Here is a 24,134-nt window from a genome sequence, read left to right as displayed (position 1 = left end):
TAGGACGGCGAGAAAGCTCGAAAAGTCGGCTTCCCCCGCTGAACTGCTGCCTTCCCGCCTGGTGTGGTTGATTTCCGGCCCGAAAATCAACCACACCAGGCGGGAAGACGCGAGCAAGTGATCACCCGCTCAGCGAAGGCGTGCGCCGTCCTTCCAGACCTGGGTGATGCGCGCGCGCAGGTCATCGAAGGACAGCGCGTCTCCCGCCACCGCGACGACATCGGCGCGTTTGCCGACCTCCAGGGACCCGAGCTCGTCGTCGAGCCGCATCAACCGAGCGGCCTCGAGCGTGGTCGACTGCAACACCGCGGGCGCTGACATGCCGGCGTCCGCCATCAGCGCCAGCTCGCGCAGGTTGTCGCCGTGGGGGGTCACGCCGGTGTCGGTGCCCATGGCGATGCGTACTCCGGCCGCGACAGCCCGCCGGACCGACTCCATGTGCGCACCGGCCACCTCGGACGCTTTCTGGACGACACGGTCGGGCATCTGCTCGCCACGTTCTATCGCGTCGAGGACGCCACGCGGTGCCATCAGGGTCGGCACGAGCCAGACATCCTCGGCCAGCAGCAACTCGATCGCCTCGTCATCCAGGTACACGCCGTGCTCGATCGAGCGCACGCCCGCCCGCAGCGCGTTCTTGATGCCCGCGGACGACTGGGCGTGGGCCATGACGTAGGTGCCGGCCGCCCGGGCGACGGCGACGATCTCCTCGATCTCGTCGGGCAGGAACTGGGCGAGTCGCGGATCCGATGTCGGCGACAGCACGCCGCCGGACGAGGCGATCTTGATGTGATCGGCGCCGGCGCGCAGGATCTCCCGGGTCCGGGCCCGCACGCTCTCGGTGCCGTCGACGACGCCACTCGGCATTCCCGGGTACGGCGGCGGGTTGATGTCGACCCCGCACGGCATCATGCCGTCGGCGTGGCCCCCGGTCTGGCTCAGGATCGTCACCGCGATGCGCAGCCGCGGGCCTTCGACCAGACCGTCCTCGATCGCCTGCTTGACGCCGATGTCCGCGAACCCTGCGTCGCGCACCGTCGTGATGCCGATGTCCAGGGTTCGGCGGAGGTTCTGCGCCGCCTCGAAGAACTGGTAGCTGAACCCGCGCTGCAAGCCGCGGACCCAGTCGAGGTCGCCGGAGAACGCCATGTGGACGTGGCAGTCGAACAGCCCGGGCAGCAGCGTCAGGCCGGAGCAATCAACCGACGCATCACCGTCGAGCCCGATCCCGACCTCGACGATCCGTTCCCCGTCGATCGCAATGTCGCCTCGGCGGATCGTGCCGTCATGCGAGTTGAACAGGTCTCCACCTGCGAGCACCGTCCGCATGGACCGACATTATCGGGCGCCGGTCGCCGCCAGGTCGCGCTCCTGCGCCAACTGCAGCGCGATGTCGATGAGCATGTCCTCCTGGCCGCCGACGTAGCCCTTCTCGCCGGCCCGCTGCAGGATCTCGTGCGCCGGCACGCCGTAGCGCTCGGCCGCGTGCTCGGCATGCAGCAGGAAGCTCGAGTACACCCCGGCCCAGCCCTGCACGATCGCCGTGCGGTCGGCCTTCGGCCACCGGGGCAGGTAGGGACGCACCACCTCCTCGGCGGCGTCGAGCACGCCGCCCACGTCCACGCCCGTGGCCACGCCCAGGTGGTCGAAGGTCGCGGCCAGCACCTCGGTGGGGGAGTTGCCCGCCCCCGCGCCGAGCGCGCACAGCGAACCGTCGATCTGCCGCGCGCCGTTCTGGAAGGCGAGGACGGAGTTCGCCACGCCGAGGGACAGGTTCTGGTGACCGTGGAAGCCGACCTGGGCTTCGGCGCCGATCTCGGCGTACAGCGCCGCGATCCGCTGCTTCGCCTCGTCGAGGACGAGCGCGCCGGCCGAGTCGACCGCGTAGACGCACTCGGCGCCGGCGTCGACCATGAACCGGGCCTGTCGGGCCAGTTCTTCCGGCGACGTCCGGTGGCTCATCATCAGGAAGCCGACAGTCTCCATCCCGAGCGAGCGGGCCAGGCCGAAGTGCTGCACGGAGACGTCCGCCTCGGTGCAGTGGGTGGCGACCCGGGCGACGGACGCCCCGGCTTCACGGGCATTGCGCAGGTCGTCCATCGTCCCGATACCGGGCACGAGCAGGATCGCAATCTTGGCCTGCGTCGCTTCCTCGTATGCCGCGCGGATCAGGATCATCTCGTCGGTGCGCGAGAATCCGTAGTTGAACGACGAGCCGCCGATGCCGTCGCCGTGGCTGCACTCGATGACCTCGACGCCGGCGCCGTCCAGGGCGTGCACGGTGGCCCGCACCTGTTCCTCGGTGAACTGGTGCGACATGGCATGGCTGCCGTCGCGCAACGTCGTGTCGGTGATGCGGACGGGCCGCTGCGTACCGCTCATGAGCCCAGCCTTTCCGTCGCCATGAGTTCTCCGACGCGGGCGGCCGCGGCGGTCATGATGTCCAGGTTTCCGGCGTACTCGGGCAAGTAGTCGCCGGCGCCGCGCACCTCCAAGAACACAGCCACCCGGCCGTTGCCATCCCACGCGTCGCGCGGTGGGTCGTACTGCGGCGCTGCGCGCAGGGTGTAGCCCGGCACGTACTGCTGCACCTCCTTGACCCGGCGCTCGACCGAGTCGTTGATCGCGTCCTGATCGGCGTCAGCGGGAATCGCGCAGAAGATCGTGTCCCGCATGATCATCGGCGGCTCGACGGGGTTCAGCACGATGATGGCCTTGCCCTTCCGCGTCCCGCCGAGCTCGCGCACCGCGCGCGATGTCGTATGCGTGAACTCGTCGATGTTCGCCCGGGTTCCCGGACCGGCCGACTTCGATGCCACCGAGGCGACGATCTCGGCATAGGGCACCTCGACGACCGACGAGACGGCGTGGACGATCGGCACGGTCGCCTGTGCCCCGCAGCTGATCATGTTCACGTTGCCGGCCGAGACATGGTCACCGAAGTTCACCGGGGGGCACACCATGGGTCCCATCGCAGCCGGCGTCAGGTCGATGGCGACGATGCCGGCCTCGGCCAGCCGCGGCGCCGCGGCACGGTGCGCCTTGGCCGACGTGGCATCGAAGACGAGGTCGGGCAGCCGGTCCTGCGCCAGCAGCCAGTCCAGGCCCTCCGAGGACGCCGGAATGCCGAGCTCGCGGGCCCGTTTGAGGCCGTCGGACTCGACGACGCCGACCACGTAGCCGACCTCGATGACGTCGCTGCGGCGCAGCTTGGCCAGCAGATCGGTGCCGATGTTGCCCGGCCCGATGATTGCTGCGACGGCCTTGCCGTTCGACCTACCCATCAGCTCTCCAACCCGCGAGGATGTTCGCTACCGGTCGAGGAGAACTGTAACGTGTTCTACCACGAGAGGAGACGGCGTGCCGATTACCGATGTCGCCGGGAAGGCCCGGGCGCTGTACGAGGCTCGCCGGACGCGGACGGCCATCGCACCGTTCACCGACGAGGACCCCACGCTCGGCATGGCCGACGGCTACGCGGTGCAGTCAGAGCTCGTCCGCCTGATCCTCGCCGACGGCGATCGGATCATCGGCTACAAGGCCGGGCTGACGTCCAAGCCGATGCAGCGCATGCTCGGCGTCGACCACCCCGACTACGGTCCGGTGCTCGGCTCCACCGTCTTCCGCGACGGGGACGAGGTGTCGGTGGGCGCCTTCATCGCGCCCAAACTGGAGGCCGAGATAGTCCTGGTGATCGGCGAGCAGCTCCGCGGACCTGGAGTCACCGTGGACGACGCTCGGGCCGCGGTGTCCGGCGCGGCCGCGTCGATGGAGATTGTCGACTCCCGCTTCGTCGACTGGCGGATCAAGTTGGCCGACACGGTCTCCGATCTCGCCAGCAACGGCGCGATGGTCATGTCGGAGACCGTCCTGCCGCTCGCCGACATCGACATCCGGCTCATCGGCATGGTGCTCACTCGGGACGGCGAACTGGTGGACACCGGCGCGGGCGCGGCCGCGCTGGGCAATCCGCTGGCCGTGGTGGCGTGGCTGGCCAACACGCTCGGCGCCGACGGGATCGCGCTGGAGCCCGGGCACGTGATCATGACCGGCGCCCTCCATGCGGCCGTGCCGATGCAGGCCGGTGAGGAGTACCGCGCCGAATTCGACCGGCTCGGCTCGGTGTCCGTCCGCATCGTCGATTGACCCGTTTGTGCCGCGGCCAACTACCGCGCAGGACAGGGTGCTAGCCCTACCTCGTTGACCGGCCCGCACCCTTCTTGTCGCCCGTCCCCAGCTCCACCCTGGACATCGTCCGCGGAAGTGCGGCTAACGAGGAGCGGGGAGATCTGATGAACGACAAGTCGTCGCGGTTGGTCATGTGGTGCGGACCGCTGTTCGCAGCGCTCTTCATCGGGGTCGGATTCTTCCTTTCGGGTGACGAACCCGGGGAGAAGGCGTCCGGCGCCACCGTTATCAAGTTCTACGCCGCCCACCAGGGCCGCGGCATGATCTCGGTCTTCGGCACGCCGCTGCTCGTGGCCTTGCTGCTGCTGTTCGCGAGCGGCCTGCGCTCGCGGGCCCGGCGACAGGGAAAGAGTGACGTCGGTGCGACCGTCATGCTGGCCGGGGCGGTTCTCTGGTCGTCCGGAATCCTGCTGGGATCGACGATCGAGCTCGCGCTGTTGAGCGCCTCTGACCACAAGCAGGCCGACGTCGCCCACGTCGCCAACGTGCTGAACAACGCCGACTGGCTGCCGTTCATCGGTGGTATCGCCATCTTCATGCTCGGCGCCGGTCTCGCGGTTCTCACCTCGCGCTTCGCGCCGGCGTGGTTGGGCTGGGTCGCGATCGTCGTCGGTGTCGTGTCACTGGCCGGTCCGGGTGGGTTCGTCGGCTTCTTCGCCGCGCCGCTGTGGGTACTGGTGGTCGGGATCATGCTGGCCGTGCGCCGCAACGACGCTGCGACCGCCACGGCCGAACCGGCGGTTGCCCGACCGGTGCCCTCGGCGAGCTGAGCACCGCTGGTACCCGGCGGGGGCATCCTGGCGGCGCCAGCTCGACCGGAGGTGGCCGGTCGGAATCGTAGGTCGAGGCGGCCCGCCACGCCTGAACGAACGTCTGCTGGGCCGCGTCCTCTGCCAGCTGCACGTCACCGAGAACCTTGTAGGCAACCGAGAACACGAGGCGGCCGTACCGCTCGTACACCGTCCGGACCACTACGGCTCCGGGGTGTCGTTCCGGGACCCGGACGGGATTGCGCTCGAGTTCTTCGCCCCGCCGGCCTGAACGAGGACGCGTCAGCGTGCGCGGCGGGTCAGCGTTGGGCCTCGGGCCCGTGTTGCTCGTGACGCTGGTGGCCCAAGCAGAACTCGCCGCCGCACGCTGCACAGGTCGCCCGCGCATTGGCGTTGCAGCCCTCGACCTCGCACGGCCCGTACTCCGCCGTGGGTCCGTACTTGTGCGCTGGGGTCGTGATTCGCGGCCGCGCTACCACTGCCTTCACCGACTTTCATATCTGCCGAGCCATGTCGGTCTCGGCTCAGTTTAGTAGGAGGCCCGAACGGCTCTTCGTCTAGCATCACTCGCACCGGTACCTGCGGGGTGCCGCGCCGATCCGGCCGACCAGAGAGCGCTTCGTGACAGCCACCGAAACTCAACTTACGATCCCGGCCGACCTCAAGCCGTCCGACGGCCGGTTCGGCTGCGGCCCCTCGAAGGTCCGGCCCGACGCTCTCGGGCGGCTGGCCACCCGACACGACCTGATGGGCACCTCGCACCGCCAGGCGCCGGTCAAGGACGTGGTGAAGCGGGTCCGGACCGGTATCGCCGACCTCTTCTCGTTGCCGGCCGGTTACGAGGTCGTGCTCGGGAACGGCGGTTCCACCGCCTTCTGGGACGCCGCCGCGTGCGGCCTGGTCCGCCGTCGTGCATTGCACCTGGTGTGCGGCGAGTTCTCGCAGAAGTTCGCGACCGTCACCAAGACCGCACCCTTCCTCGACGACCCGGTGGTGGTTTCCTCCGATCCGGGCGACGCGCCCGACCCGGTCAGCGACCCGGACGTGGACGTGATCACTTGGGCGCACAACGAAACGTCCACCGGCGTGATGACCGACGTTCGCCGGCCGGTCGACTCGGAACAGGCCCTGGTGCTCATCGACGCCACATCCGGTGCCGGTGGACTCCCGGTCGACATGAGCCAGAGCGACGTCTACTACTTCGCGCCGCAGAAGTCGTTCGGCTCGGACGGTGGCCTGTGGCTGGCGGCGGTGAGCCCGGCAGCAGTGGAACGGATCGGCGAACTCGCCGGCTCCGAGGGCCGCTGGATCCCGGCGTCGCTCGCTCTGGACACCGCACTGGACAACTCCCGGCAGAACCAGACGTACAACACACCAGCGCTGGCCACGCTGCTTCTCCTCGCCGACCAGATCGAATGGATGCTGGCCGGAGGTGGTCTCGAGTTCTGCGTCTCCCGGACCCGAGCGTCGTCCGAGCACCTCTACGGCTGGGCCGACGCGTCGGAGTTCGCCACCCCGTTCGTCGCCGACCGGGCCAAGCGGTCGCTGGTGGTCGGAACCATCGACTTCACCGACAGCGTCGACGCCTCCGCGATCGCCAAGACGTTAAGGGCCAACGGCATCGTCGACGTCGAGCCGTACCGCAAGCTCGGCCGCAACCAGCTGCGGGTGGGGATGTTCCCCGCCGTCGAACCGGACGACATCCGGGCGCTGACTGACTGCATCGACTGGATCGTGGCGAACAGCGGGTGAAGGTCCTCGTCGCCGAGAAGATCGGCGAGTCCGGCATCGATCTGCTGCGCGGCGCCGGTCTCGAGGTCGAACTGGGAACCGGATGGGACCGCGCCGAGCTCGAGCGGCGGATCCCCGATTTCGACGGCATCCTGATCCGCTCGTCCACCCAGGTGGACGCCAACCTGCTGGCCAAGGCCGACCGGCTGCGGGTCGTCGGCCGCGCGGGCGTCGGTGTCGACAACGTCGACGTCGAGGCCGCGACCCGCCGTGGCGTCGTCGTCGCCAACGCACCGCAGTCCAACGTCATCACGGCGGCCGAGCACACGATGGCCTTGCTGCTCGCCCTGGCCCGCAACGTGCCGCAGGCGCATGCGTCGCTGACCGGCGGGGCGTGGGACCGGTCCAAGTTCACCGGCGTCGAGCTGAACGAGAAGACCCTCGGCATCGTCGGGTTCGGCCGCATCGGCCAGCTCGTGGCGCACCGCGCCCGCGGGTTCGGCATGCGGGTCATCGCCTTCGACGTGTATCTAGCCGAGGAACGCTTCGCCGAGTTGGGCGTGGAGCGCGCAGCCACCCCTGACGACATCTACGCCGTCGCGGACTTCGTTACGGTGCATCTGCCCAAGAACAAGGAGACCGAAGGCTGGCTCAATGCCGCGGCGTTCGCGAAGATGAAGGACGGCGTCCGCATCCTCAACGTCGCTCGGGGGCCACTCGTCGTCGACGAGGACCTTCAGGCCGCCCTCGACTCGGGCAAGGTGGCCGGCGCAGCGCTCGACGTCTTCCGGACCGAACCGGTCACCGAACACCCGCTCTTCGGCTACCCGAACGTGATCGTCACGCCGCACCTCGGCGCGTCGACCGCCGAGGCGACCGACCGCGCGGGGTACCAGGCGGCCGAACAGGTCGTCGCGGCCCTCACCGGCGGCGCGGTGACCAGCGCGGTGAACCTCCCGGCCATCGCCGCCGACGACCTCGAGGCGATCGGCCCGTTCCTGCAACTGGCCGTGATGCTCGGGACCATCGTCGCCGAGCTGGCCCCCGGGACGTCCATCGACGGCCTCGACGTCGAGTACCTCGGCCGCATCGCCGAGCGCGACACCCGGCTGCTGACCATCCAGATCGTCAAGGGGTTGCTCACCGGGCACACCGAAGAGGACGTCCACGACGTCAATGCGATCACCCTCGCCCACGAACGCGGCATCGCGATCGCCGAGCGCAGCAGCCCGAAGGCGCATGACTTCACTGATCTGGTTCGGGTTCAGTTGCGCAGCGGGGCCGAGACGACCCGGGTCGTCGGGACCGCGCTCGGACGCCGCAACCGGCCGCACCTGCTGGAAGCGTGGGGCTCGCGGTTCAACCTGCAGCTCGAGGGCAGTCTCGCGGTCTTCCGGTACCAGGACCGTCCCGGCATGCTCGGCCGGGTCGGGACCGCGCTCGGGGACGCGGGCGTGAACGTCGTCTCCGCCGCCGTCGGCCGCCGGCCCGGAGGGGCGGGTGGCAGCGACGGCGAGGCCGTCATGATCGTCACGACGGACAGCCCTGTTCCGGACGAGGGGCTGGACCGCCTCCTCGACGGCGCCGAATTCTCGGCCGCCCGCGCGGTGACCCTCTAGGTCGGCTGTCCCCGGGACGAATGGACCTGTCGGACCGGGAGTGGCTCGCCTAACGTCAGCCCGTACCGGGACGGTCGGCCCCGGTTTGCTGCGGTGCATCCGGAGGTCCTCAATGCTCGGAAGTCCCCGTTCCCTAGGTCGGCGGGGCCTCGCCCTCGGCCTCGCGACCGTCGCAACTGCGCTGTCCTTCGTCGCCGCAGCCGCGCCCGCATCGGCCCTGGCGCCTACGGCCATCGCCAACGATCCCTTCACGCAGTCCACCTGCAAGGGGTCGGCCACCACCAACCACCACGCGGATGTCGAACCGGACACCTTCTCCTTCGGCGCCACGATCGTCGCCGCATTCCAGGTCGGCCGCATCTACGACGGTGGCGCCTGCGCGATGGGCTTTGCGACGTCGACGAACAACGGAGCCACCTGGACGAGCGGGCTTCTTCGGGGTATCACCAAGTGGTCCGGCGGCGGCCAGAACGACCGGGCCACCGACGCGTCCGTCGCCTTTGATGCGAAGGACAACGTCTGGTTGGTGTCGTCGCTGACCCTGCTCGAATCGGGCGGCGTGCACGGCAACGCGGTTGTGACCAGCCGTTCGACCGACGGGGGCCTGACCTGGAGTGCGCCGTTCACGACGGCCACCGGCGGTGACCTCGACAAGAACTGGATCGTCTGCGACAACACCGCGACCAGCCCCTTCTACGGCCGTTGCTACACCGAGTGGGACAACCACGGCGCCGGCAACCTGCTGCAGATGAGTACGTCGACCGATGGCGGCCAGACCTGGTCGGCGGCAGCGTCGAACGGGACGGGCGTGATCGGCGGACAGCCGGTCGTGCGCCCGGACGGCACGGTGATCGTCCCGATCGACAACGCGAACGAGACGGCGGTCGGAGCGTTCAATTCCACCAACGGTGGCGCCTCGTGGAGCGCGACGACCACCATTTCCACCATCAAGCACCACACGGTGGCCGGCAGCTTGCGCGAAGGGCCGCTGCCGTCGGCCGAGATAGACGGGGCGGGCACCGTCTACGTCGCGTGGACGGACTGCCGCTTCCGTCAGTCCTGCCGCGTCAACGACATCGTCGTGTCCCATTCGTTGAACGCCACGGGCACGAGTTGGTCGACGGCAACCCGCGTCCCGATCGACGCCACAGGCTCCCGCATCGACCACTTCATCCCCGGCCTGGCGGTCAACAAGGCGACGTCCGGAGCGGCCGCCCAGCTCGGCTTGACGTACTACTACTACCCGGCCGGCACCACGCAGCTCAGCGTCGGGTTCATCTCCTCCGCGAACGCCGGCAGCACCTGGGCGTCGGCTCAATCGGTCGCGACCGGGATGTCGCCGACCTTCGCCGCGAGCACGAGCCAGGGCCGCATGGTCGGTGACTATATCTCGTCGTCCTACGGCTCGGACAACCTGGCCCATGGCGTCTTCGGCAGCGCCCTGACACCGACCAGCGGCACCGCGTGCACGACGAGTGCGCTCGACAACTGCAATGCGCCGATCAGTACCTTCACCCCTGGCGCGGCGGCCGGCACGGTGGTAACCGCCAGTGACCCCGTCCTGTTCGGGGGCAAGGGCGGCACGGACGCCGCCGGCCTGTGGAACGTCGTCGCCAACAACGGGAGCAAGCACCGGGACTGAACGCCGGGCGGCCTCGGGTTGTCACAGGTCGGGACGCGGTGTCGTCCTACTCGTGACCGCGCTACCGCGCGTCGTTGACGAACCCGGAAGTGGGCAATGAATTCATGAGCGAGCCGGCCGAGGAGTTCGAACGGCACCGTGCGCATCTGATCGGCGTCGCGTACCGCATGCTCGGCACTGTCGCCGACGCCGAGGACGCCGTGCAAGAGGCGTACCTGCGCTTCGACCGGACCGACCGGTCCATGATCCGTGACCCTCGCGGCTGGCTGACCACCGTGGTGGCGCGGCTGTGCCTCGACGAGCTGGGGTCGGCCCGGACCCGCCGGGAGCGTTACGTCGGTCCGTGGTTGCCGGAGCCGATGGTGGCCGTGCCGTCCACCTCGGGGCGGCCGCTGCTCGGCCCCGAGGACCGGGTGACGCTGGACGAGACGGTGAGCATGGCCATGCTCGTCCTGCTCGAAGCCTTGACCCCGGCCGAACGCACCGCCTTCGTCCTGCACGAGGTGCTCGGGTTCCCGTACGCCGAGGTGTCGGAAATCGTCGGGCGCAGCGAGGTGGCCTGCCGCTAGCTGGTCTCCCGCGCGCGCAGCCACGTACAGGGTGCGGCACCGCGCTTCTCCGCGGATCGGGCGCAGCACACCGGTGCTGTCACCGCCTTCCTGGCCGCCTGTTCACACGGCAACGTCGACGAACTCGTCCGGGTGCTCGACCCGGACGTCGTGTACCGCTCGGACGGCGGCGGGCGGGTTCCCGGTGTCGCCCGGCGCCCGGTGTCCGGCGCGCTGAACGTCGCCCGACTGCTGATCGGGGTGGCGGCACGCAACGACACCGCCACGCCCCAGTTGAGTGCGGTGAACGGCGCGACCGGCGTGGTGTTCAAGCTCAACGGCGAGGTCGTCGGCGTGATGGGCTTCACCGTCGCCCACGACAAGATCACCGAGATCGACTTCGTGCTGAATCCGGAGAAGCTGAGCCGCGTGGGCGAAGGCGAATGACCAGCGCCGGCTCGGCGGTTGCCTCCAAGCGAACCGGTCTCAGCTACACACGCTGCGGCCGCGGAGCGCCGCTCATGCTGATCCACGGTCTGGGCCTGTCGCGCCACTCGTGGGCCCCGTTACTGCCGTTGCTCGTCGACCCGGTTCGGCGTGGTGGCCGTCGACCTCCCCGGTTTCGGCGACTCACCGCCCCTGCCCGCCGGAGTGGACGCCTCGCCGCCCGGCTTGTGGAAGAAGCACACGCCCCGGTACTGCCGGATAAGTCTGCGTTCGACGCGCTGGCTGGCCGCGCACGCAGAGCGTCTGACGTGCTGGTCAGTCAGATTCTGGTGGGGCCGTGCCCTGGTGCTGGGCCAATCACACGGACGGCCGGTCGCGGTCGCCGTGTCCGACGCGCAACGCGCGGTCCGGGACATGGGCCGCTGCGCCGGCTTTCCCGGGGCGCTGAGAGCGACGCCGCACGCTCGGTACGCCCCCGCGCGGCTGCTCGATGTGCCGACGACGGTGGCCTTCGGCCGCCGTGACCGGGTGCTCCTGCGCCGGCAGTCGCGCCGGATGGAGGAATTGCCGGCGGGTACGCACGTCGCTGATCTGCCGCGCTGCGGGCACATCCCGATGGGCGACGACTCGGCCGCCGTCTCGGCCGTCATCCACCTGGGTGCGTCCCGGTCGACTCTCATCAACTCTTAGGGCTCCCTTGACCATCGGCTAGCACCGGCATGACCCCCTGTCTCGCAGGATCGACTCATCCGCACCGAGGACGGTGCAGATGGACGATTCGAGGAGATTCGATGCAGGCCAACGGAGTCGGTCGATGACCGCCGTGACGACCGGCCGGCCGGACGTCCGCCGGATTACGCCGGCCGACCCATCGGCTGCGGCCGAGCTCGCCGGCGTCAATCCCGGCGCCGTGCTGGCGGCCATCGCCGGCGGGGCGATCGCCACCATCGCCCTGTGGTGGCACGACACCGCCTCGATTCACGGCCTAGGGGACTGGCTGACGAACGCCGGTCGCATCACCGGCCTGCTGGCCGGCTACGCCATGGTGGTGCTCGTCGCCCTCATGGCCCGGATCCCCCCGCTGGAGCGGGGAATCGGCGCCGACCGGCTCGCACGATGGCACGCGCACGGTGGCCGCTACTCGGTCAGCCTCGTGGTCGCGCACGGCCTGCTTATCATCTGGGGCTACTCGGTCACTGCGCACACCGACGTCGTCAGCCAGACCAGCACCCTGCTCGTCAGCTACCCCGACGTGCTCATGGCGACGGTGGCCGGCTTGCTGCTCCTCGGCGTAGGAATCGTGTCGGCCCGAGCCGCTCGCCGGCGGATGCGCTACGAGACCTGGTACTACCTGCACTTCTACACCTACCTCGCCATCGCGCTCGCGTTCAGCCACCAGTTCGCCACCGGCGCCGACTTCATGACCAATGCCCCCGCCCGACTGGTGTGGGCGGCGATGTACATCGCCGTGGGAGCCGCGATCCTGTGGTACCGGTTCGCGGTGCCGCTGATCCAAGCGTCCCGGCACCAGATGTGCGTGGCCGCCGTGCAGCAGGAGGCCCCGGGCGTGGTGTCGATCGTCGTCAGCGGACGCGACCTCGACCGGCTGCGGGCGACCTCGGGCCAGTTCTTCCGCTGGCGGTTCCTCACCCGTGACCTCTGGTGGGCGGCCAACCCGTACTCGCTGTCCGCCGCGCCGCGTCCCAACAGCCTGCGGATCACGGTGAAGGACCTCGGTGAGCACAGCGCGGCACTGAGGCGGTTGCGGCCCGGCACCCGCGTCGTAGCCGAGGGGCCGTACGGGGCGATGACGGTGGCCCGCCGCACCCGCCGCAAGGTCTTGCTCGTCGCCGGCGGCATCGGCATCACGCCGATCCGCGCGCTGTTCGAGTCGTTGCCGGCGGAGCCGGCCGACATCACCCTGATCTACCGCGTGCGCCATGAGGCCGACGTCGTGTTCCGCGACGAGCTGGCGGCTATCGCGCGGCAGCGGGGCGCCCGTCTGCTCGTCGTCGCTGGGCGCCGCCACGACCTCGGCTGGGATCCGCTGTCCGCCGAGGCGCTCGCGGCGGCCGTCCCCGACATCGGTCAGCACGACGTCTACATCTGTGGCCCCGAGCCGATGACCGGGGCCGTCCGGCGCGCCCTGCGCGCCGCCCGGGTGCCGCGCGGGCGGGTCCACTGCGAGTCCTTCGAATTCTGACCGAACCGAGTACAGAGGATTTCTGATGCGACGAGTCGCACTTGCATTGTCCAGCACGATCACCGACTTCAAGACCCACAGCCCGACCGCCGGCACCACGTCGGTCGCCGCGGGTACCCCTGGTAACGACGCCACCGGCTCGGCCGCGCCGTCGGCCGCGTCCTCGGCCGCATCCTCAGCCGCCTCGACGCCGACCTCGGGGGCCAAGACGGTCACGGGCGATTCCGTCGACACCCGCTGGGGACCGGTGCAGGTACAGATCACGGTCACCAACGGCACGGTCACCAAGGCCGACGCCGTCGTGTTCCCGTCCGGGAACTCGCGCGACCAGCAGATCAATGCCTACGCCGTTCCGGCGCTGAACCAGGAGGCCGTGTCCGCCGGCAGCGCGCAGATCGACACCATCTCCGGCGCCACGGTGACCAGCGACGGTTACATCGGTTCGCTGCAGAGCGCGATCGACAAGGCCGGCCTGTGACGCCGGCGACGCAGGCGCGCACTCGGCACGTCGAGCACTGCATGGGCACCGTCTTCAGCATCGACGTCCGCGACACCGGCAACTGGGACGACGCGGTGGCCGAGGTCGTGACCTGGCTGCACGAGGTCGACGCGGTGTTCAGCACCTATCGGCCCGACAGCGATATCAGCCGCATGGGCCGCGGTGAGCTGACGCTGCGCGGTGCCCATCCCGAGGTGGCAACCGTCCTCGACCTCAGCGCCCAGATTCAACTCGAGACGGACGGCGCGTTCAGTGCAGTCACCGACCGCCGTCTCGATCCCACCGGTCTGGTCAAGGGTTGGGCGGTCGAACGGGCCAGCCGCCTGCTGCGCGCGCGGGGCTCGCGCAACCACCTCGTGAACGGCGGCGGCGACGTGCAGCTTTCCGGTGAGGCGGCGCCCGGCCGGCCCTGGACGGTCGGGATCACCGACCCGCACGACTCGACCACCGTGCTCACCACGGTGTGCGGGCAGGACTTCGCCGTCGCGACATCCGGCACGGCCGAGCGGGGAGCGCACATTCGCGATCCCTACACCGGCCGCGCCGTGACCGGGGTGGCCAGCGCGTCGGTCACCGGTCCGTCGCTCACGTTCGCCGATGCATTCGCGACGGCGGTGTTCGTCAAAGGCGACCGCGGGTGCCGGTGGATCGAGGGGATTCCGGGTTACGAGGCGCTGGTCGTGCTGGCCGACGGAACCGTCACGGCGAGCAGCGGCTGGGGCGCCTAGATTGACCGAATGATCAGCATCGGCGAAGTCGCCCGCCTGGCGCACGAGCTACCCGAGGTGACCGAGGGCGAGCGCTTCGGGCACCGGACGTGGGTGGTTGCCGGCAAGGCGTTCGCCTGGGAACGTCCGTTCAGCAAGGCCGATCTCAAGCGCTTCGGTGAGGACACCCCACCGACTGGTCCCATCGTGGCGGTGGCAGTCGCCGATCTCGGTGAGAAGGAGGCGGTCCTCGCCGCCAACCCGGTTGCGTTCTTCACCATCCCGCACTTCAACGGCTACCCCGCCGTCCTGGTCCAGCTGGCCAAGGCCAAGAAGCGAGAGCTGCGCGCGGCGCTCGTCGACGGCTGGCTCGCCTGCGCGCCCGAGCCTCTCGCCGCCCGGTACATGGGAGCGACCCGCACTCACGACTGACCGACCATCCGGTCGAGCGCGATTCGGGCGGCGTCCTCGACGGAGAGCGTTCGGCCTTCCGCCCACGCGGTCGACCAGGTGGCCTCGTCGGCGCTGACTCGGCACGCGTCGAGAACGCGTCGGGCCAAAGCAGCGTCCGGCTCGATCAGGTGCACGGCCATCTCGGCGTACGCGGCATCGGTGGCGCCGGCCAGCGTGGCGGCGGTCTCCACGTCGCCCAGGGCGGCTGCGACGACGGCGACCCCCATGACCGCCTCGGCCGTGCCCCACAGCTCGGCCACGGCCATGAACCGGCGCAAACCGTCGACGAAACGGTTACGCGCGGCCGCCAGATCGCCGGCCACCAGCGAGGCGTAACCGGCCTCGATGGTCGAACGGGCGGCGAAGTGCATGTCGCCGGCACGCTCGTGTTCGGCGAGGGCTTCGAGCAGCAGGGTTTCAGCGCGCACCGGGTCCCCGCCATGGACCAGCGCCGTGCCGAGGTTCAGCAACGAGGTCGCCCGGTGCCAAGGCGCTTCGGCCTCGGTGGCCAGCGCCAGCGCGCGGGAGAGGTGGTCGACGGCGTCACCGAAGCGTCGCTCGGCCATGGCGACCTCGCCGAGGATCGTCAGCGCGTTCCGCGCAAGAAGCCGGTCGGCGCTTGCCGCCGCCGCCCGCCTCAGCTGCTCGCCACAAACGGTCGCCCGGCTGAAGTCCCGTTGGTGATACGCGAGCCACGCCGCGGCCCACAGCGCTTGGGGCCGGTGCACGGATCCAGCGCCTTCGGGCAGGCCCAGTGCACCTTCCACCCAGGCGCGACCCTCGGTGAATGCACCCTCCACTCGCCACGACATCCACATCGCCGCCACCAACCGCAGGGCCAGGTCGGCCTCACGCTCGTCCAGTGCCCATTTCACGGCCACGCGGACGTTCGGCGCGGCGTCGCGCAGGACGATCCGCGCCTCGGCCTGCTGATGGCCGAGGAGCCTCGGCGCCGCGGCCTCGACGATCTCCGCGGTGCGCTCCGCGTGCCGGCGGGCGGTGACCCCGTCGGCCCGGGCAGCGACGCACGCTTCCCAGGCGAACTCGCGGACGGGATCGAGCAGGCGCCAACGGCCCGCGCCTCCAGCCGCCCCGCGCTCGTCGGGCTGCACCAAAGCGTGTTGGCACAGGCGGGCCACGCCGGCCAAAATGTCCCCCCGCGACCGCGTCCCCGCCGCTACGGTTTGCGCGTCGTCGAGGGTCCACGGCCCGGCGAACCGGCTGAGTCGTACGAAAAGAGCCCGATCCTCGGGCGACAACAGATCAAAGCTCCACTTGATCGTTGCTCGCATCGTCCGTTGCCGGGCCGGCAATTCCCGCGCCCCCCCGCTCAACACCTCCAGCGGCTGGGCGAGTTCGGACGCCAGCGCCGGCAGGGGCAAGTGCCGTAGCTGGGCAGCGGCCAACTCGATCGCAAGCGGCAAGCCGGAAACGGCCGCCACGACTTCGGCCACGGCTGCCTCGGCGGAGTCGGCCAGGTTGGCGCCGGCGGCAACGGCGCGCCGGCGGAACAGGTCCGCGGCGGGGCCGTGCGGAAGCGGGCCGATCGGGATCTCCCGTTCACCGCGCACCCGCAGCGGAGACCTGGAGGTGACGAGCAAACGCAGTTCGCCCGTCGCGTCGGCGAGCCGGGCCACTTCGTCGGCCGCGGCGAGCACCCGCTCGAAGGTGTCGAGCACGAGAAGCGTCGGCTCGCTGTCCAGAGCGGCCCGGATGACACCTGGCGACGCGTCGGCCGGGCGTCCCGCGCTGCGCGCGATGGCGGGACGGACGGCGTCGGCATCGTCGAAGTCCGCCAGCTGTATCCAGAGGACGCGCGCCTCCGGCGAGGACGCGCACACCTCCGCCGCGACCCGGGACTTTCCGACGCCTCCCGGACCGGTCAACGTGGCGAGCCGCCACTCCGAGGACTGCAGCGTGGACAAGGCCTGATCGACCTCGGCGGTTCGGCCGATCAAGCTGTCCCGCCGCATGGCCGCCCATTCGGCGTCCTGTGCCTCCTCGAGCCGCGACCTCAGGCGGCGTCCTCGGGCCGACCGCTCGAACCAGGTGCGCTGATCGCCGACCAGGTGGAGGGCGTCGGCGAGCGAGCGCGCCGTCACCGGGTAGACCCGGGTGCGCAGCCCGCGCTCGATGTCGCTGACCGCGCGTTCACTTATCCCGGCGAGGTCGGCGAGGTCGGCCTGGGTGAGGCGGGCGGCCACGCGAAATCCACGGACGGCGGCGCCGAATGCCTGACCACTCTCCAGGTCGTCGTCGGGCATCGGCGTCCTCCTCGTGCGTCCTCCTCGTGCGCCCGAGTCGGTGGGTCAGTCGGTGGGCGAAATCGTGGCGGACCGGCGACCTCAGCGTCACTCTGGCATGCACACAGCGAAGCCGCGAGCGAGGAGCTGACATGACTGTCGAGCAGAACAAGCAGGTTGTCGGGCGCTACTACAGCGAGGTTCTGAACGAGGGGAGGACGGATCTGCTGTCCGAGCTGGCCCTGACCGATTACGTCGAGCACGACCCGTTGCCCGGACAGGGCGACGGCCGGGACGATTTCGTCGCGCGGGTCGAACTCCTGCGCTCCGCGTTCGCGCCCCTGCGGTTCACGGTCGAGGACGTGATCGCGGAGGGCGACCGCGTCGTGGTGCGTTGGTCGAGCACCGGCCGGCACACGGGCGAGTTCGTCGGAATCCCGCCCACCGACCGGGAGTACACGATAAGCGGCATCGACATCCATCGTCTCGACGACGGCCGGATGGCTGAGCACTGGCACGTCGTCGATCAGCTCAGCCAGCTGCAGCAGCTCGGACTGTTCCCGGTCGCTTCGGGAAGCTGACCGCTGGTCCCGGCCGGGCGTTGTGGCGTCAGCCCTCCTGACCACGCCGCGCGACGCGGGCGAAGAGGAGTCCGAACGTGAAGCCGTTCTCGCCCGGCGTCGTGCCGGCGACTGCGCCGAGGCGCCGCAGGAACTCGACCGCGATCACCGCATCCTGCCGGTGCCCGAGCGTGGTTTGCAGCTTTTTGGCGCGCTTGGCCGACCCGGCGGCGCGCTTGCCGAGAGCCGGCGCACTCAGCTCGGCCGTGTAGCGAGCTCGCTTCGCGGCCTTGCGGACGCGGTGCAGCGCGTCGTTCTTGCCGGCGGCGTCGTCGTCGACCGCCGCGGCCAGCTCGATCCGTCGGTCGAGTTTGCGCTCAGCCTTGCTCAAGTACTTGTCCAGCCGGGCCGCCGGCTTGTCCTTGGCGACGACTGGCGCTTGCTCGGCCCAGGCCCGGAGCTCGCGCAACAGCGCGACGTAGCGGCGACCGGCCAGTGCTGAGGCGAGCTTGCTCCGCGCGGCGGCGAGGTCATGGGACAGCGTCTGTTCCAAACGGGCCGACACCGGCCCGAGAACCAGTTCGTCAGGCAGGTCCGCGAGCTCTGCGCGCAGCTGCGTGCCCAGCACCTGAAGATCCCGGACCGCGCCGAGGACGCCCGCATACCACTTGAGCTCGCCGTCGAGGAAGGCGGCGCGATCGGCGTCGAAGAGGTCGTCGAACACGTGCAGTGCGCTGCGATAGCGGCGGCACGCGACCCGCGTGACGTGCACCACGTCGCGGTCGCGGCGGAGCTCGAGATCGGCGGCGACCATCGCGGCGTGCTGCTCGGCCAGATAGGGCAGCACGGCGTCGAGAACCGACCTCGGCGCCCCGGACGGGGCGCGGCTCATCGTGGCGCCCAACGCTCGGGCCAGCTTCGAGCCGGAAGCCGACGGCTCCGCTCCGGCACGCCGCAGCGCTTTGGCCGCCCTCTTGAGCAGGGCTTCGTCGCCGGCCTTCAGCTCCACCTCGACCTCACGCCAGGCGGTGACAGTGGCCGACCCGCCCATGGCGGTCGCGATGACGTCGTCGAACGCCAACTCGGCCAGTGGCGTCCCGTCGGGGGCCAGGAAGGCGTGCCCCTGCCGCTCGGTCCGGACGCGGGCGACCGGCCGCACCGGCGCGCCCGCGCGGACTCCGGTCGTGAGTTGACGCAACTCGGCCGGCACGTCCCGTGGGCCGAGCGGCAAGCCGATCTCGGTGCGGGCGTCGCCGGTCGGCACCTTCAGCTGCCACCCCTCGTCCTCGTCGCCGGTGCGCCGTCGAAGGGTGACCCGGGCGGCGCGGAGGGCGTGGTCCGCGGTGTCGTAGTAGGTGCTGTCCAGCGAGACCGAGCGGCGGTCCACGGATCCGCCCGCCGGCACGATCGAGGCGAGGTTCGGCAGCTCCCAGCCGTCGGGCACGTCGAACTTGAGTTCCCGTTCCCGCTGCTGGGTCATGGGGCTGTCCACCATCACCGCTCCTCACTCGAAGAGCCGCGACTCTACCCAGCGGAGGTGAACAGCAACCCCTGCCTAGTCAGCCGGTGCCCTGTCGGCGTCAGCTCCCCGCTGCGCCGGGCAGTGGGCGGAGCGCGCCGACCAGGGTCATGGCCACCGACAGCAGCACGGCCACCGCGAGCAGCGCGTGCAGGACCGTGTCGTGGGAACCGACGAAGCCGATCAGGGGCGGCCCACCCAGAAAGGCGCAGTAGCCGATCGAGGCCACGACGCTGACCCGACCGGCGGCCGCTGTCGGATCGTCGGCGGCCGCGCTCATGCCGACCGGGAAACCGAGTGATGCCCCGGCGCCCCAGAGCAGCGCGCCGGCGAAGGCCAACGGCGTCCAGGGGCTGAACACGAACAGAGCGAGACCGGCGATGGCCACGAGCGACAGCCCGCGCAGCACCGTGACCCGTCCGTACCGGTCGAGCAGCCCGGTGCCGAACCAGCGCAGCGTCGTCATGGCGGTCAGGAATGCGGCGAAGCCGAGCGAGCCGACGGCGGCCGGGACGCCGTACCCGTCGATGAGCGCCACGCTGATCCAGTCGTTGCCACTGCCCTCGGTGAACGCGAAGGCCAACACGACGACGCCGATCAGCAGGGTGCGCGGCTCGAGCCAGCGGGTCAGCGCCGTGGCCGCGCGGGGAGTCTCGGCGGACTTCTCCGCCGGCGCGTCCGGTGTGGTTTCGGTGTCGACGTCGGTGTTGACGTCGGGCAGGAAGTCCTGGACGGCCAACGGCATCGTCGCCGCGATCAGCCCGGCCACGCCCAGTAGGTGGACAGTCACCGAGACGTGCACCGCCACCATCAGCGTGGCGACCAGTGCGCCGGCGACGGTCCCCACGCTGAAGCCGGCGTGGAAGCGAGGCATGATCGAGCGCCCCCGCTGCCGCTCGACGAGCGCACCCTGGACGTTCATCGCCACGTCCCACGCACCGTTCGCGAACCCGACGACGAACAGGCCGATCACCACGCCGGCCACGCCGGTCCGGTAACCGATGGCCACCGTGACGAGGCCCACGGCGAGCAGCAGGGACATCGTCGCCACCGTTCGCCGGGAGTTGAAGCGGTGGACGATCGCGCCGGCGAGGGGCAGCGCGATCAGCGCGCCGGCGGCAAGGGACAACAGGACCAGCCCCAGGTCGGCCGCCGAGAGGTGCAACCCGTCACGGACCTGGGGGATGCGGGCGGCCCAACTCGCGAACGCGAAGCCGGCGCCGATGAAGGCGAGGTAGGTCCCGCGTGTCGCGCGCGAGATGTTCCCGGTCACAGCAGGAGGCAGAGACGCGGAGCGTCGGCTCACGGCTGCTCTCCTCACCGTTCTGGGCGCATACTCGCGCAATGGACGAACACGTTGACGGCGGCGCGGCTGTCCGGGCGGGACACGACGCGAGCCGGTTCACACATCTGCCGAAGCGGATTCCGGCCGAGGACATGGTCGAGACGACCGATACGCATGTCGCCCGCGACCCCGAGGGCGGCCGCGACACAGACCGCGAATTCATGATTCGCTACGCGGGCGGCTGACCCTGACCACTCGTTCATGAGCCTATCGGCCGGGGCCGGCAACCGCATCAGCCCGGTGCGGTTCATCGTCGGCTTCGGCATCGTGTCCGCCCTCGCCGACGTCGTGTACGAGGGCGCCCGCTCGATCATCGGGCCCTACCTCGGCTCGTTGGGCGCCAGTGCGGCGGTCGTCGGTCTGGTCACCGGCGCTGGTGAGGCCGCCGCACTGGTGCTGCGGCTGTTCACCGGCCGGATGGCCGACCGGATCGGCAAACCGTGGCCGCAGACGTTGATCGGCTACGTCATGACCGCCGTCTGCGTGCCCCTGTTGGCGGTGGCCGGCGGGTTGAGCGCCGCCGGGCTGCTCTACAACGGCGAGCGCGTGGGCAAAGCGGTCCGGACGCCCGCCCGCGACTCGATGTTGGCGCACGCGTCGGCCGAGATGGGACGCGGTTACGCCTTCGGCCTGCACGAGGCCCTCGACCAGGTCGGCGCCATGACGGGGCCGCTGCTCGTCGCCCTCGTCCTGGCTCTCGACGGGCATTACCGCCTCGCCTTCGCGCTGCTCGCGGTGCCGGGGGCCTTCGCCGTGATCGCCCTGCTCAGGCTGCGTCGCTCCGCGCCCGACCCCGCGCTGTGGGAACCGGCCGCGGACGTTTCGGAGAGCAAGAAGCTGCGGTTGGAGACGGGCCTGCCGAAGCGTTTCTGGCAGTACGCGGCCTTCTCGGCCATGACGATGCTCGGGTTCTCCACCTGGGCGGTGCTGGCCTTCCACGTGACGTCGCGCCATCTCATGCCGGCGTCAGTGGTCCCGGTGCTGTACGCCCTCGCCATGGCCGCAGCGTCGGGCGCCGCCGTCGCCTTCGGGCGGATCTATGACCGGGTCGGTTTGCGGGGCCTGGTGGTCCTGCCGTTCCTGGCGGCAGTGGTTCCGCTGCTCTCGCTGTCGACGACGACCGGTCTCGTGATCGCGGGCGCGGCCGTGTGGGGCGCCGGGTTGGGTATCCACGACTCGACGATGCGGGCCGCCGTCGCCGACCTGGTTCCGGCCCACAGACGGGGGGCCGGGTACGGGACCTTCACCGCCATCTACGGCCTGTCGTGGCTGGCCGGCGCGGCGCTCATCGGTGTGCTGTACGAGCACGGCGTGGCGGCCACGGCCGGCTTCGTCGGTGGAGTTCAACTGGCCGCGCTCGTCTTGCTGGTCCCGGTGCTGCGGCCCTAGCTGAGCTGGTGCGCGGCCAGCAGACCGAGAGCGGTGAAGGAAACAGCGGCCAGCGCGAACCGGCGCAGCTGAGCGGCCGCCGGGCGACGAGCAGGTGGACGGGGGAACTCGCCCCAGACGCCGCTGCGCAGCAGGCGCAGCCCGTTGAGGGCGACGAGCAGCGTTGAGCCCTCATGGCCGGCGACCGCGACGGGAAGCGGCAGCGTCGCCGCGAGGTCGTAGGCAACCAGGCCGACGATGACGGCGGCGGCCAGGACGAAGTTCTGGATCATCACGCGGCGGGCGTGCCGGGACTGCCTGATCATCGCCGGAAGCGGCGCCAGATCGCCGCGGACGATGACGACGTCGGAGGTTTCCAGCGCCAGGTCGGCGCCGTTCGCCATGGCCACGCCCACGTCGGCCGTCATCAGCGCGGGTGCGTCGTTGATGCCGTCGCCGACGTAGGTGACCCGTTTGCCGGCCGACTGCAGCCCACTGATGACCGCGACCTTGTCCGCCGGCGGGAGCCGGGCCCGCACATCGGTGATGCCGGCCTGGCGAGCGGTCCGGGTGGCCGCGCCGGCGCCGTCGCCGGTGAGCACCAGCGGCTCGTCGTCGGTGAGTTCGGTGAGCGCGGCGACGGTCCGGGCCGCATCGACGCGCAGCTGGTCGGTGAGGCCGAGCACGCCGACATGCCGTCCGTCGACACTGACCACCAACGCGGTCGATCCGGCGCTCTCGATTGCCCGTACCGCGTCGACCGCGGCCCTGTTCTCGTCGGCGGGGGCGGTGGACGGGCTGGTCACCGCGACTTCTTGTCCGCCGATCCGGGCATGTACGCCGCGGCCCGGCTCGGCGCGGAAGTTATGCGCCTCGGGGCTCTCCAGTCCCCGGGCCGCGGCCTCCCTTGAGCACGGCGTCGGCGAGAGGATGTTCGCTCCCCCGGTCGGCCGCGGCCGCGAGCCGAACGACGTCGTCGCCGTCGAACGCGCAGGCCGGCAGCACGAGGACCTCGACGACCTCTGGCGCGCCCAGCGTGAGGCTTCCGGTCTTGTCGAAGGCGATCGTGGTCACCTTGCCGAGCCGTTCCATCACGGCGGCACCTTTGACGAGCGCTCCGTGCCGGCCGGCGTCGGCGACTGCGGCGAGCAAGGCGGGCATGGTCGCGAGCGTCAAGGAGCACGGCGAGGCCACGATCATGAAGGCCATGGCCCGGAGCAGACCGGGCCGGTAGCTCGTTCCCAGCACGAAAGGCAGCACCAGGATCGCGACCGTCGCGGCGACGACGCCGACCGAGTAACGCCGCTCGAAGTGCTCGAGCACGACCTGGGTCTTGGCCTTGGTCGTGCTGGCCTGCTCGACCTGGGCGACGATCCGGGCGACCACCGATTCCGCGCCGCGGCGCGTGACGGTGATCCGCAGCGTCCCGACGCCATTCACCGTTCCGGCGAAGACCTCGTCGCCGGGATGCTTCGTGACCGGCATCGGCTCGCCGGTCACGCTCGCCTGGTCGACCTCGCTGCTGCCGGCGAGGATGTTGCCGTCGGCTCCGATGCGCTCGCCCGGGCGCACGACGATCTCGTCCGCGACGCCGAGCGCCGTCGCGGGCACCAGCTCCTCGCGGCCGTCGGCGGTGATCCTCCTGGCGTGCTCGGGGGTGAGCGTCAGCAGGCTGCGCACCGACTCCTGGGTGCGGCGCGTCGCGATTGCCGCCAGGGCGCGAGAGCTGCTGAAGATCACGAAGAGCAAGGCGCCGTCGAAGGCGTTGCCGGTGCCCGCCGCACAGAGCGCGGCGATCACCATCAGCAGTTCGACATCGATGGTCTTATGGCGCAGCGCCCGCAGTCCCGTCTGCAGCGGCGCCCATCCGGCCGCCAGATAGCACCCGGCGTATATCAGGTCGATCAACGGGCGCCCGGGGGAGGCCGCGGACGCCACCGCGGCGCCGCCGAGGACGACGGCCGACACACCGGCGGCCTGCACCTCGGGGAGCAACAGGTGTCGGCGCAGCCCGAACCGATCCCGGACCACGAACTCGACCAGGTAGACGAGCGCCCAGGCGGAGAATATGGCCGCGACATGGATCGGCGCCGCGAGGGTGAACATGACACCCAACAGCACGAGTCCACTCAGCGCGCTGGTGAAGGGGATTTGTCTGCCCCTGGGCACCGGCATGTCGGGGAGGGTAGCGGTTGGCCGCTCAGGGCCGCCCGACGCTACCGGTCCGCACGGGTACGGCGTCCACGCCGTAGACGACCGCGAGCTTGCGGTAGGTCAGGTCCTCGGCAGGCG

General features: G+C 70.5%; 24 protein-coding genes and 1 pseudogene. 16 read left to right on the top strand and 9 right to left on the bottom strand.

The genetic code is table 11. The annotated features are described in order from the left end of the window. Positions 1-129 precede the first annotated feature (129 nt). From ABR571_RS11635 to ABR571_RS11625, 3 genes are read right to left on the bottom strand one after another with little or no spacing between them, the layout of a single operon-like run. Positions 130-1,329 carry an amidohydrolase family protein gene (locus tag ABR571_RS11635; RefSeq protein ID WP_409453369.1) on the bottom strand — a complete coding sequence of 400 codons (1,200 nt, stop codon included), beginning with the start codon at positions 1,327-1,329 and terminating at the stop codon, positions 130-132. 9 nt (positions 1,330-1,338) lie between these two features. Further along, positions 1,339-2,382: a 4-hydroxy-2-oxovalerate aldolase gene (gene dmpG, locus ABR571_RS11630; protein WP_409453368.1), complete on the bottom strand. Its 1,044-nt coding sequence runs from the start codon at positions 2,380-2,382 to the stop codon at positions 1,339-1,341. Next, the gene (locus ABR571_RS11625; protein ID WP_409453367.1) at positions 2,379-3,284 is read right to left on the bottom strand and encodes an acetaldehyde dehydrogenase (acetylating); all 906 of its coding nucleotides are present in this window, start codon (positions 3,282-3,284) and stop codon (positions 2,379-2,381) included. The genes dmpG and ABR571_RS11625 overlap by 4 nt, the downstream gene beginning before the upstream one ends. Positions 3,285-3,360: 76 nt before the next feature. Here ABR571_RS11625 and ABR571_RS11620 point away from each other — a divergent pair, with 76 nt between their 5' ends. Then, positions 3,361-4,146 carry a 2-keto-4-pentenoate hydratase gene (locus ABR571_RS11620; protein WP_409453366.1) on the top strand — a complete coding sequence of 262 codons (786 nt, stop codon included), beginning with the start codon at positions 3,361-3,363 and terminating at the stop codon, positions 4,144-4,146. Positions 4,147-4,292: 146 nt separating this feature from the next. Beyond that, positions 4,293-4,958, top strand: a complete 666-nt coding sequence (locus ABR571_RS11615; RefSeq protein WP_409453365.1) for a hypothetical protein — start codon at positions 4,293-4,295, stop codon at positions 4,956-4,958. On the opposite strand, the gene ABR571_RS11610 is transcribed toward ABR571_RS11615, so the two are convergent. Next, positions 4,876-5,148 (bottom strand): sigma factor, encoded by a 273-nt coding sequence (locus ABR571_RS11610; protein WP_409453396.1) that lies wholly within the window; start codon positions 5,146-5,148, stop codon positions 4,876-4,878. The two genes, ABR571_RS11615 and ABR571_RS11610, sit on opposite strands and share 83 nt — an antisense overlap. Positions 5,149-5,157: 9 nt before the next feature. Between ABR571_RS11610 and ABR571_RS11605 the strand changes: the two are divergent. The 11 genes and pseudogenes from ABR571_RS11605 to ABR571_RS11555 form a co-directional block, all read left to right on the top strand. Continuing rightward, positions 5,158-5,229 (top strand): annotated as a pseudogene (locus ABR571_RS11605) (VOC family protein); the annotation flags it as partial. 350 nt (positions 5,230-5,579) lie between these two features. Next, positions 5,580-6,710, top strand: a complete 1,131-nt coding sequence (gene serC, locus ABR571_RS11600) for a phosphoserine transaminase (RefSeq protein WP_409453364.1) — start codon at positions 5,580-5,582, stop codon at positions 6,708-6,710. Further along, positions 6,707-8,308 carry a phosphoglycerate dehydrogenase gene (serA, locus tag ABR571_RS11595; protein WP_409453363.1) on the top strand — a complete coding sequence of 534 codons (1,602 nt, stop codon included), beginning with the start codon at positions 6,707-6,709 and terminating at the stop codon, positions 8,306-8,308. Before serC ends, serA begins: the two co-directional genes overlap by 4 nt. Before the next feature lie 112 nt (positions 8,309-8,420). Beyond that, complete coding sequence (locus tag ABR571_RS11590) at positions 8,421-9,950, top strand: sialidase family protein (protein ID WP_409453362.1); 1,530 nt, start codon at positions 8,421-8,423, stop codon at positions 9,948-9,950. A 104-nt stretch (positions 9,951-10,054) separates the two neighbouring features. Beyond that, a complete protein-coding gene (locus ABR571_RS11585; protein WP_409453361.1) occupies positions 10,055-10,519 on the top strand; it encodes a sigma-70 family RNA polymerase sigma factor in 465 nt (154 codons plus the stop codon). Positions 10,520-10,651: 132 nt separating this feature from the next. Beyond that, positions 10,652-10,945 carry a hypothetical protein gene (locus ABR571_RS11580; protein ID WP_409453360.1) on the top strand — a complete coding sequence of 98 codons (294 nt, stop codon included), beginning with the start codon at positions 10,652-10,654 and terminating at the stop codon, positions 10,943-10,945. A gap of 345 nt (positions 10,946-11,290) precedes the next feature. Further along, positions 11,291-11,635 (top strand): alpha/beta fold hydrolase, encoded by a 345-nt coding sequence (locus tag ABR571_RS11575; RefSeq protein WP_409453359.1) that lies wholly within the window; start codon positions 11,291-11,293, stop codon positions 11,633-11,635. Positions 11,636-11,759: 124 nt separating this feature from the next. Then, positions 11,760-13,148 (top strand): ferric reductase-like transmembrane domain-containing protein, encoded by a 1,389-nt coding sequence (locus ABR571_RS11570; RefSeq protein ID WP_409453358.1) that lies wholly within the window; start codon positions 11,760-11,762, stop codon positions 13,146-13,148. A 25-nt stretch (positions 13,149-13,173) separates the two neighbouring features. After that, positions 13,174-13,626 (top strand): FMN-binding protein, encoded by a 453-nt coding sequence (locus ABR571_RS11565; RefSeq protein WP_409453357.1) that lies wholly within the window; start codon positions 13,174-13,176, stop codon positions 13,624-13,626. Then, positions 13,623-14,375, top strand: a complete 753-nt coding sequence (locus ABR571_RS11560) for an FAD:protein FMN transferase (RefSeq protein WP_409453356.1) — start codon at positions 13,623-13,625, stop codon at positions 14,373-14,375. Before ABR571_RS11565 ends, ABR571_RS11560 begins: the two co-directional genes overlap by 4 nt. 9 nt (positions 14,376-14,384) lie before the next feature. Next, positions 14,385-14,786: an MmcQ/YjbR family DNA-binding protein gene (locus ABR571_RS11555; RefSeq protein WP_409453355.1), complete on the top strand. Its 402-nt coding sequence runs from the start codon at positions 14,385-14,387 to the stop codon at positions 14,784-14,786. Here ABR571_RS11555 and ABR571_RS11550 read toward each other — a convergent pair. Continuing rightward, on the bottom strand, positions 14,777-17,071 hold the full coding sequence (locus ABR571_RS11550) for an ATP-binding protein (protein WP_409453354.1): 2,295 nt from the start codon (positions 17,069-17,071) through the stop codon (positions 14,777-14,779). The two genes, ABR571_RS11555 and ABR571_RS11550, sit on opposite strands and share 10 nt — an antisense overlap. Positions 17,072-17,202: 131 nt before the next feature. Here ABR571_RS11550 and ABR571_RS11545 point away from each other — a divergent pair, with 131 nt between their 5' ends. Continuing rightward, a complete protein-coding gene (locus ABR571_RS11545; RefSeq protein ID WP_409453353.1) occupies positions 17,203-17,631 on the top strand; it encodes an ester cyclase in 429 nt (142 codons plus the stop codon). A gap of 28 nt (positions 17,632-17,659) precedes the next feature. Here ABR571_RS11545 and ABR571_RS11540 read toward each other — a convergent pair whose 3' ends face one another. After that, on the bottom strand, positions 17,660-19,105 hold the full coding sequence (locus ABR571_RS11540; protein ID WP_409453352.1) for a CHAD domain-containing protein: 1,446 nt from the start codon (positions 19,103-19,105) through the stop codon (positions 17,660-17,662). An 85-nt stretch (positions 19,106-19,190) separates the two neighbouring features. Beyond that, positions 19,191-20,402, bottom strand: coding sequence for an MFS transporter (locus tag ABR571_RS11535; protein WP_409453351.1), 1,212 nt, complete (start codon positions 20,400-20,402; stop codon positions 19,191-19,193). Positions 20,403-20,473: 71 nt separating this feature from the next. Here ABR571_RS11535 and ABR571_RS11530 point away from each other — a divergent pair, with 71 nt between their 5' ends. Beyond that, a complete protein-coding gene (locus tag ABR571_RS11530; protein ID WP_409453350.1) occupies positions 20,474-20,659 on the top strand; it encodes a hypothetical protein in 186 nt (61 codons plus the stop codon). Between the two features lie 16 nt (positions 20,660-20,675). After that, the gene (locus tag ABR571_RS11525) at positions 20,676-21,863 is read left to right on the top strand and encodes an MFS transporter (RefSeq protein ID WP_409453349.1); all 1,188 of its coding nucleotides are present in this window, start codon (positions 20,676-20,678) and stop codon (positions 21,861-21,863) included. On the opposite strand, the gene ABR571_RS11520 is transcribed toward ABR571_RS11525, so the two are convergent. Then, entirely contained in the window at positions 21,860-22,648 is a 789-nt protein-coding gene (locus tag ABR571_RS11520; protein ID WP_409453348.1) for an HAD-IC family P-type ATPase, read from the bottom strand. The genes ABR571_RS11525 and ABR571_RS11520 overlap by 4 nt on opposite strands. Positions 22,649-22,706: 58 nt before the next feature. After that, positions 22,707-24,017: an HAD-IC family P-type ATPase gene (locus ABR571_RS11515; RefSeq protein ID WP_409453347.1), complete on the bottom strand. Its 1,311-nt coding sequence runs from the start codon at positions 24,015-24,017 to the stop codon at positions 22,707-22,709. Positions 24,018-24,134 lie beyond the last annotated feature (117 nt).

This window comes from Jatrophihabitans sp., from assembly GCF_046262535.1.
Classification (GTDB): domain Bacteria; phylum Actinomycetota; class Actinomycetes; order Mycobacteriales; family Jatrophihabitantaceae; genus Jatrophihabitans.
Note: the sequence above shows the minus strand (reverse complement) of the source record. Positions and strands in the feature narration are given on the sequence as shown.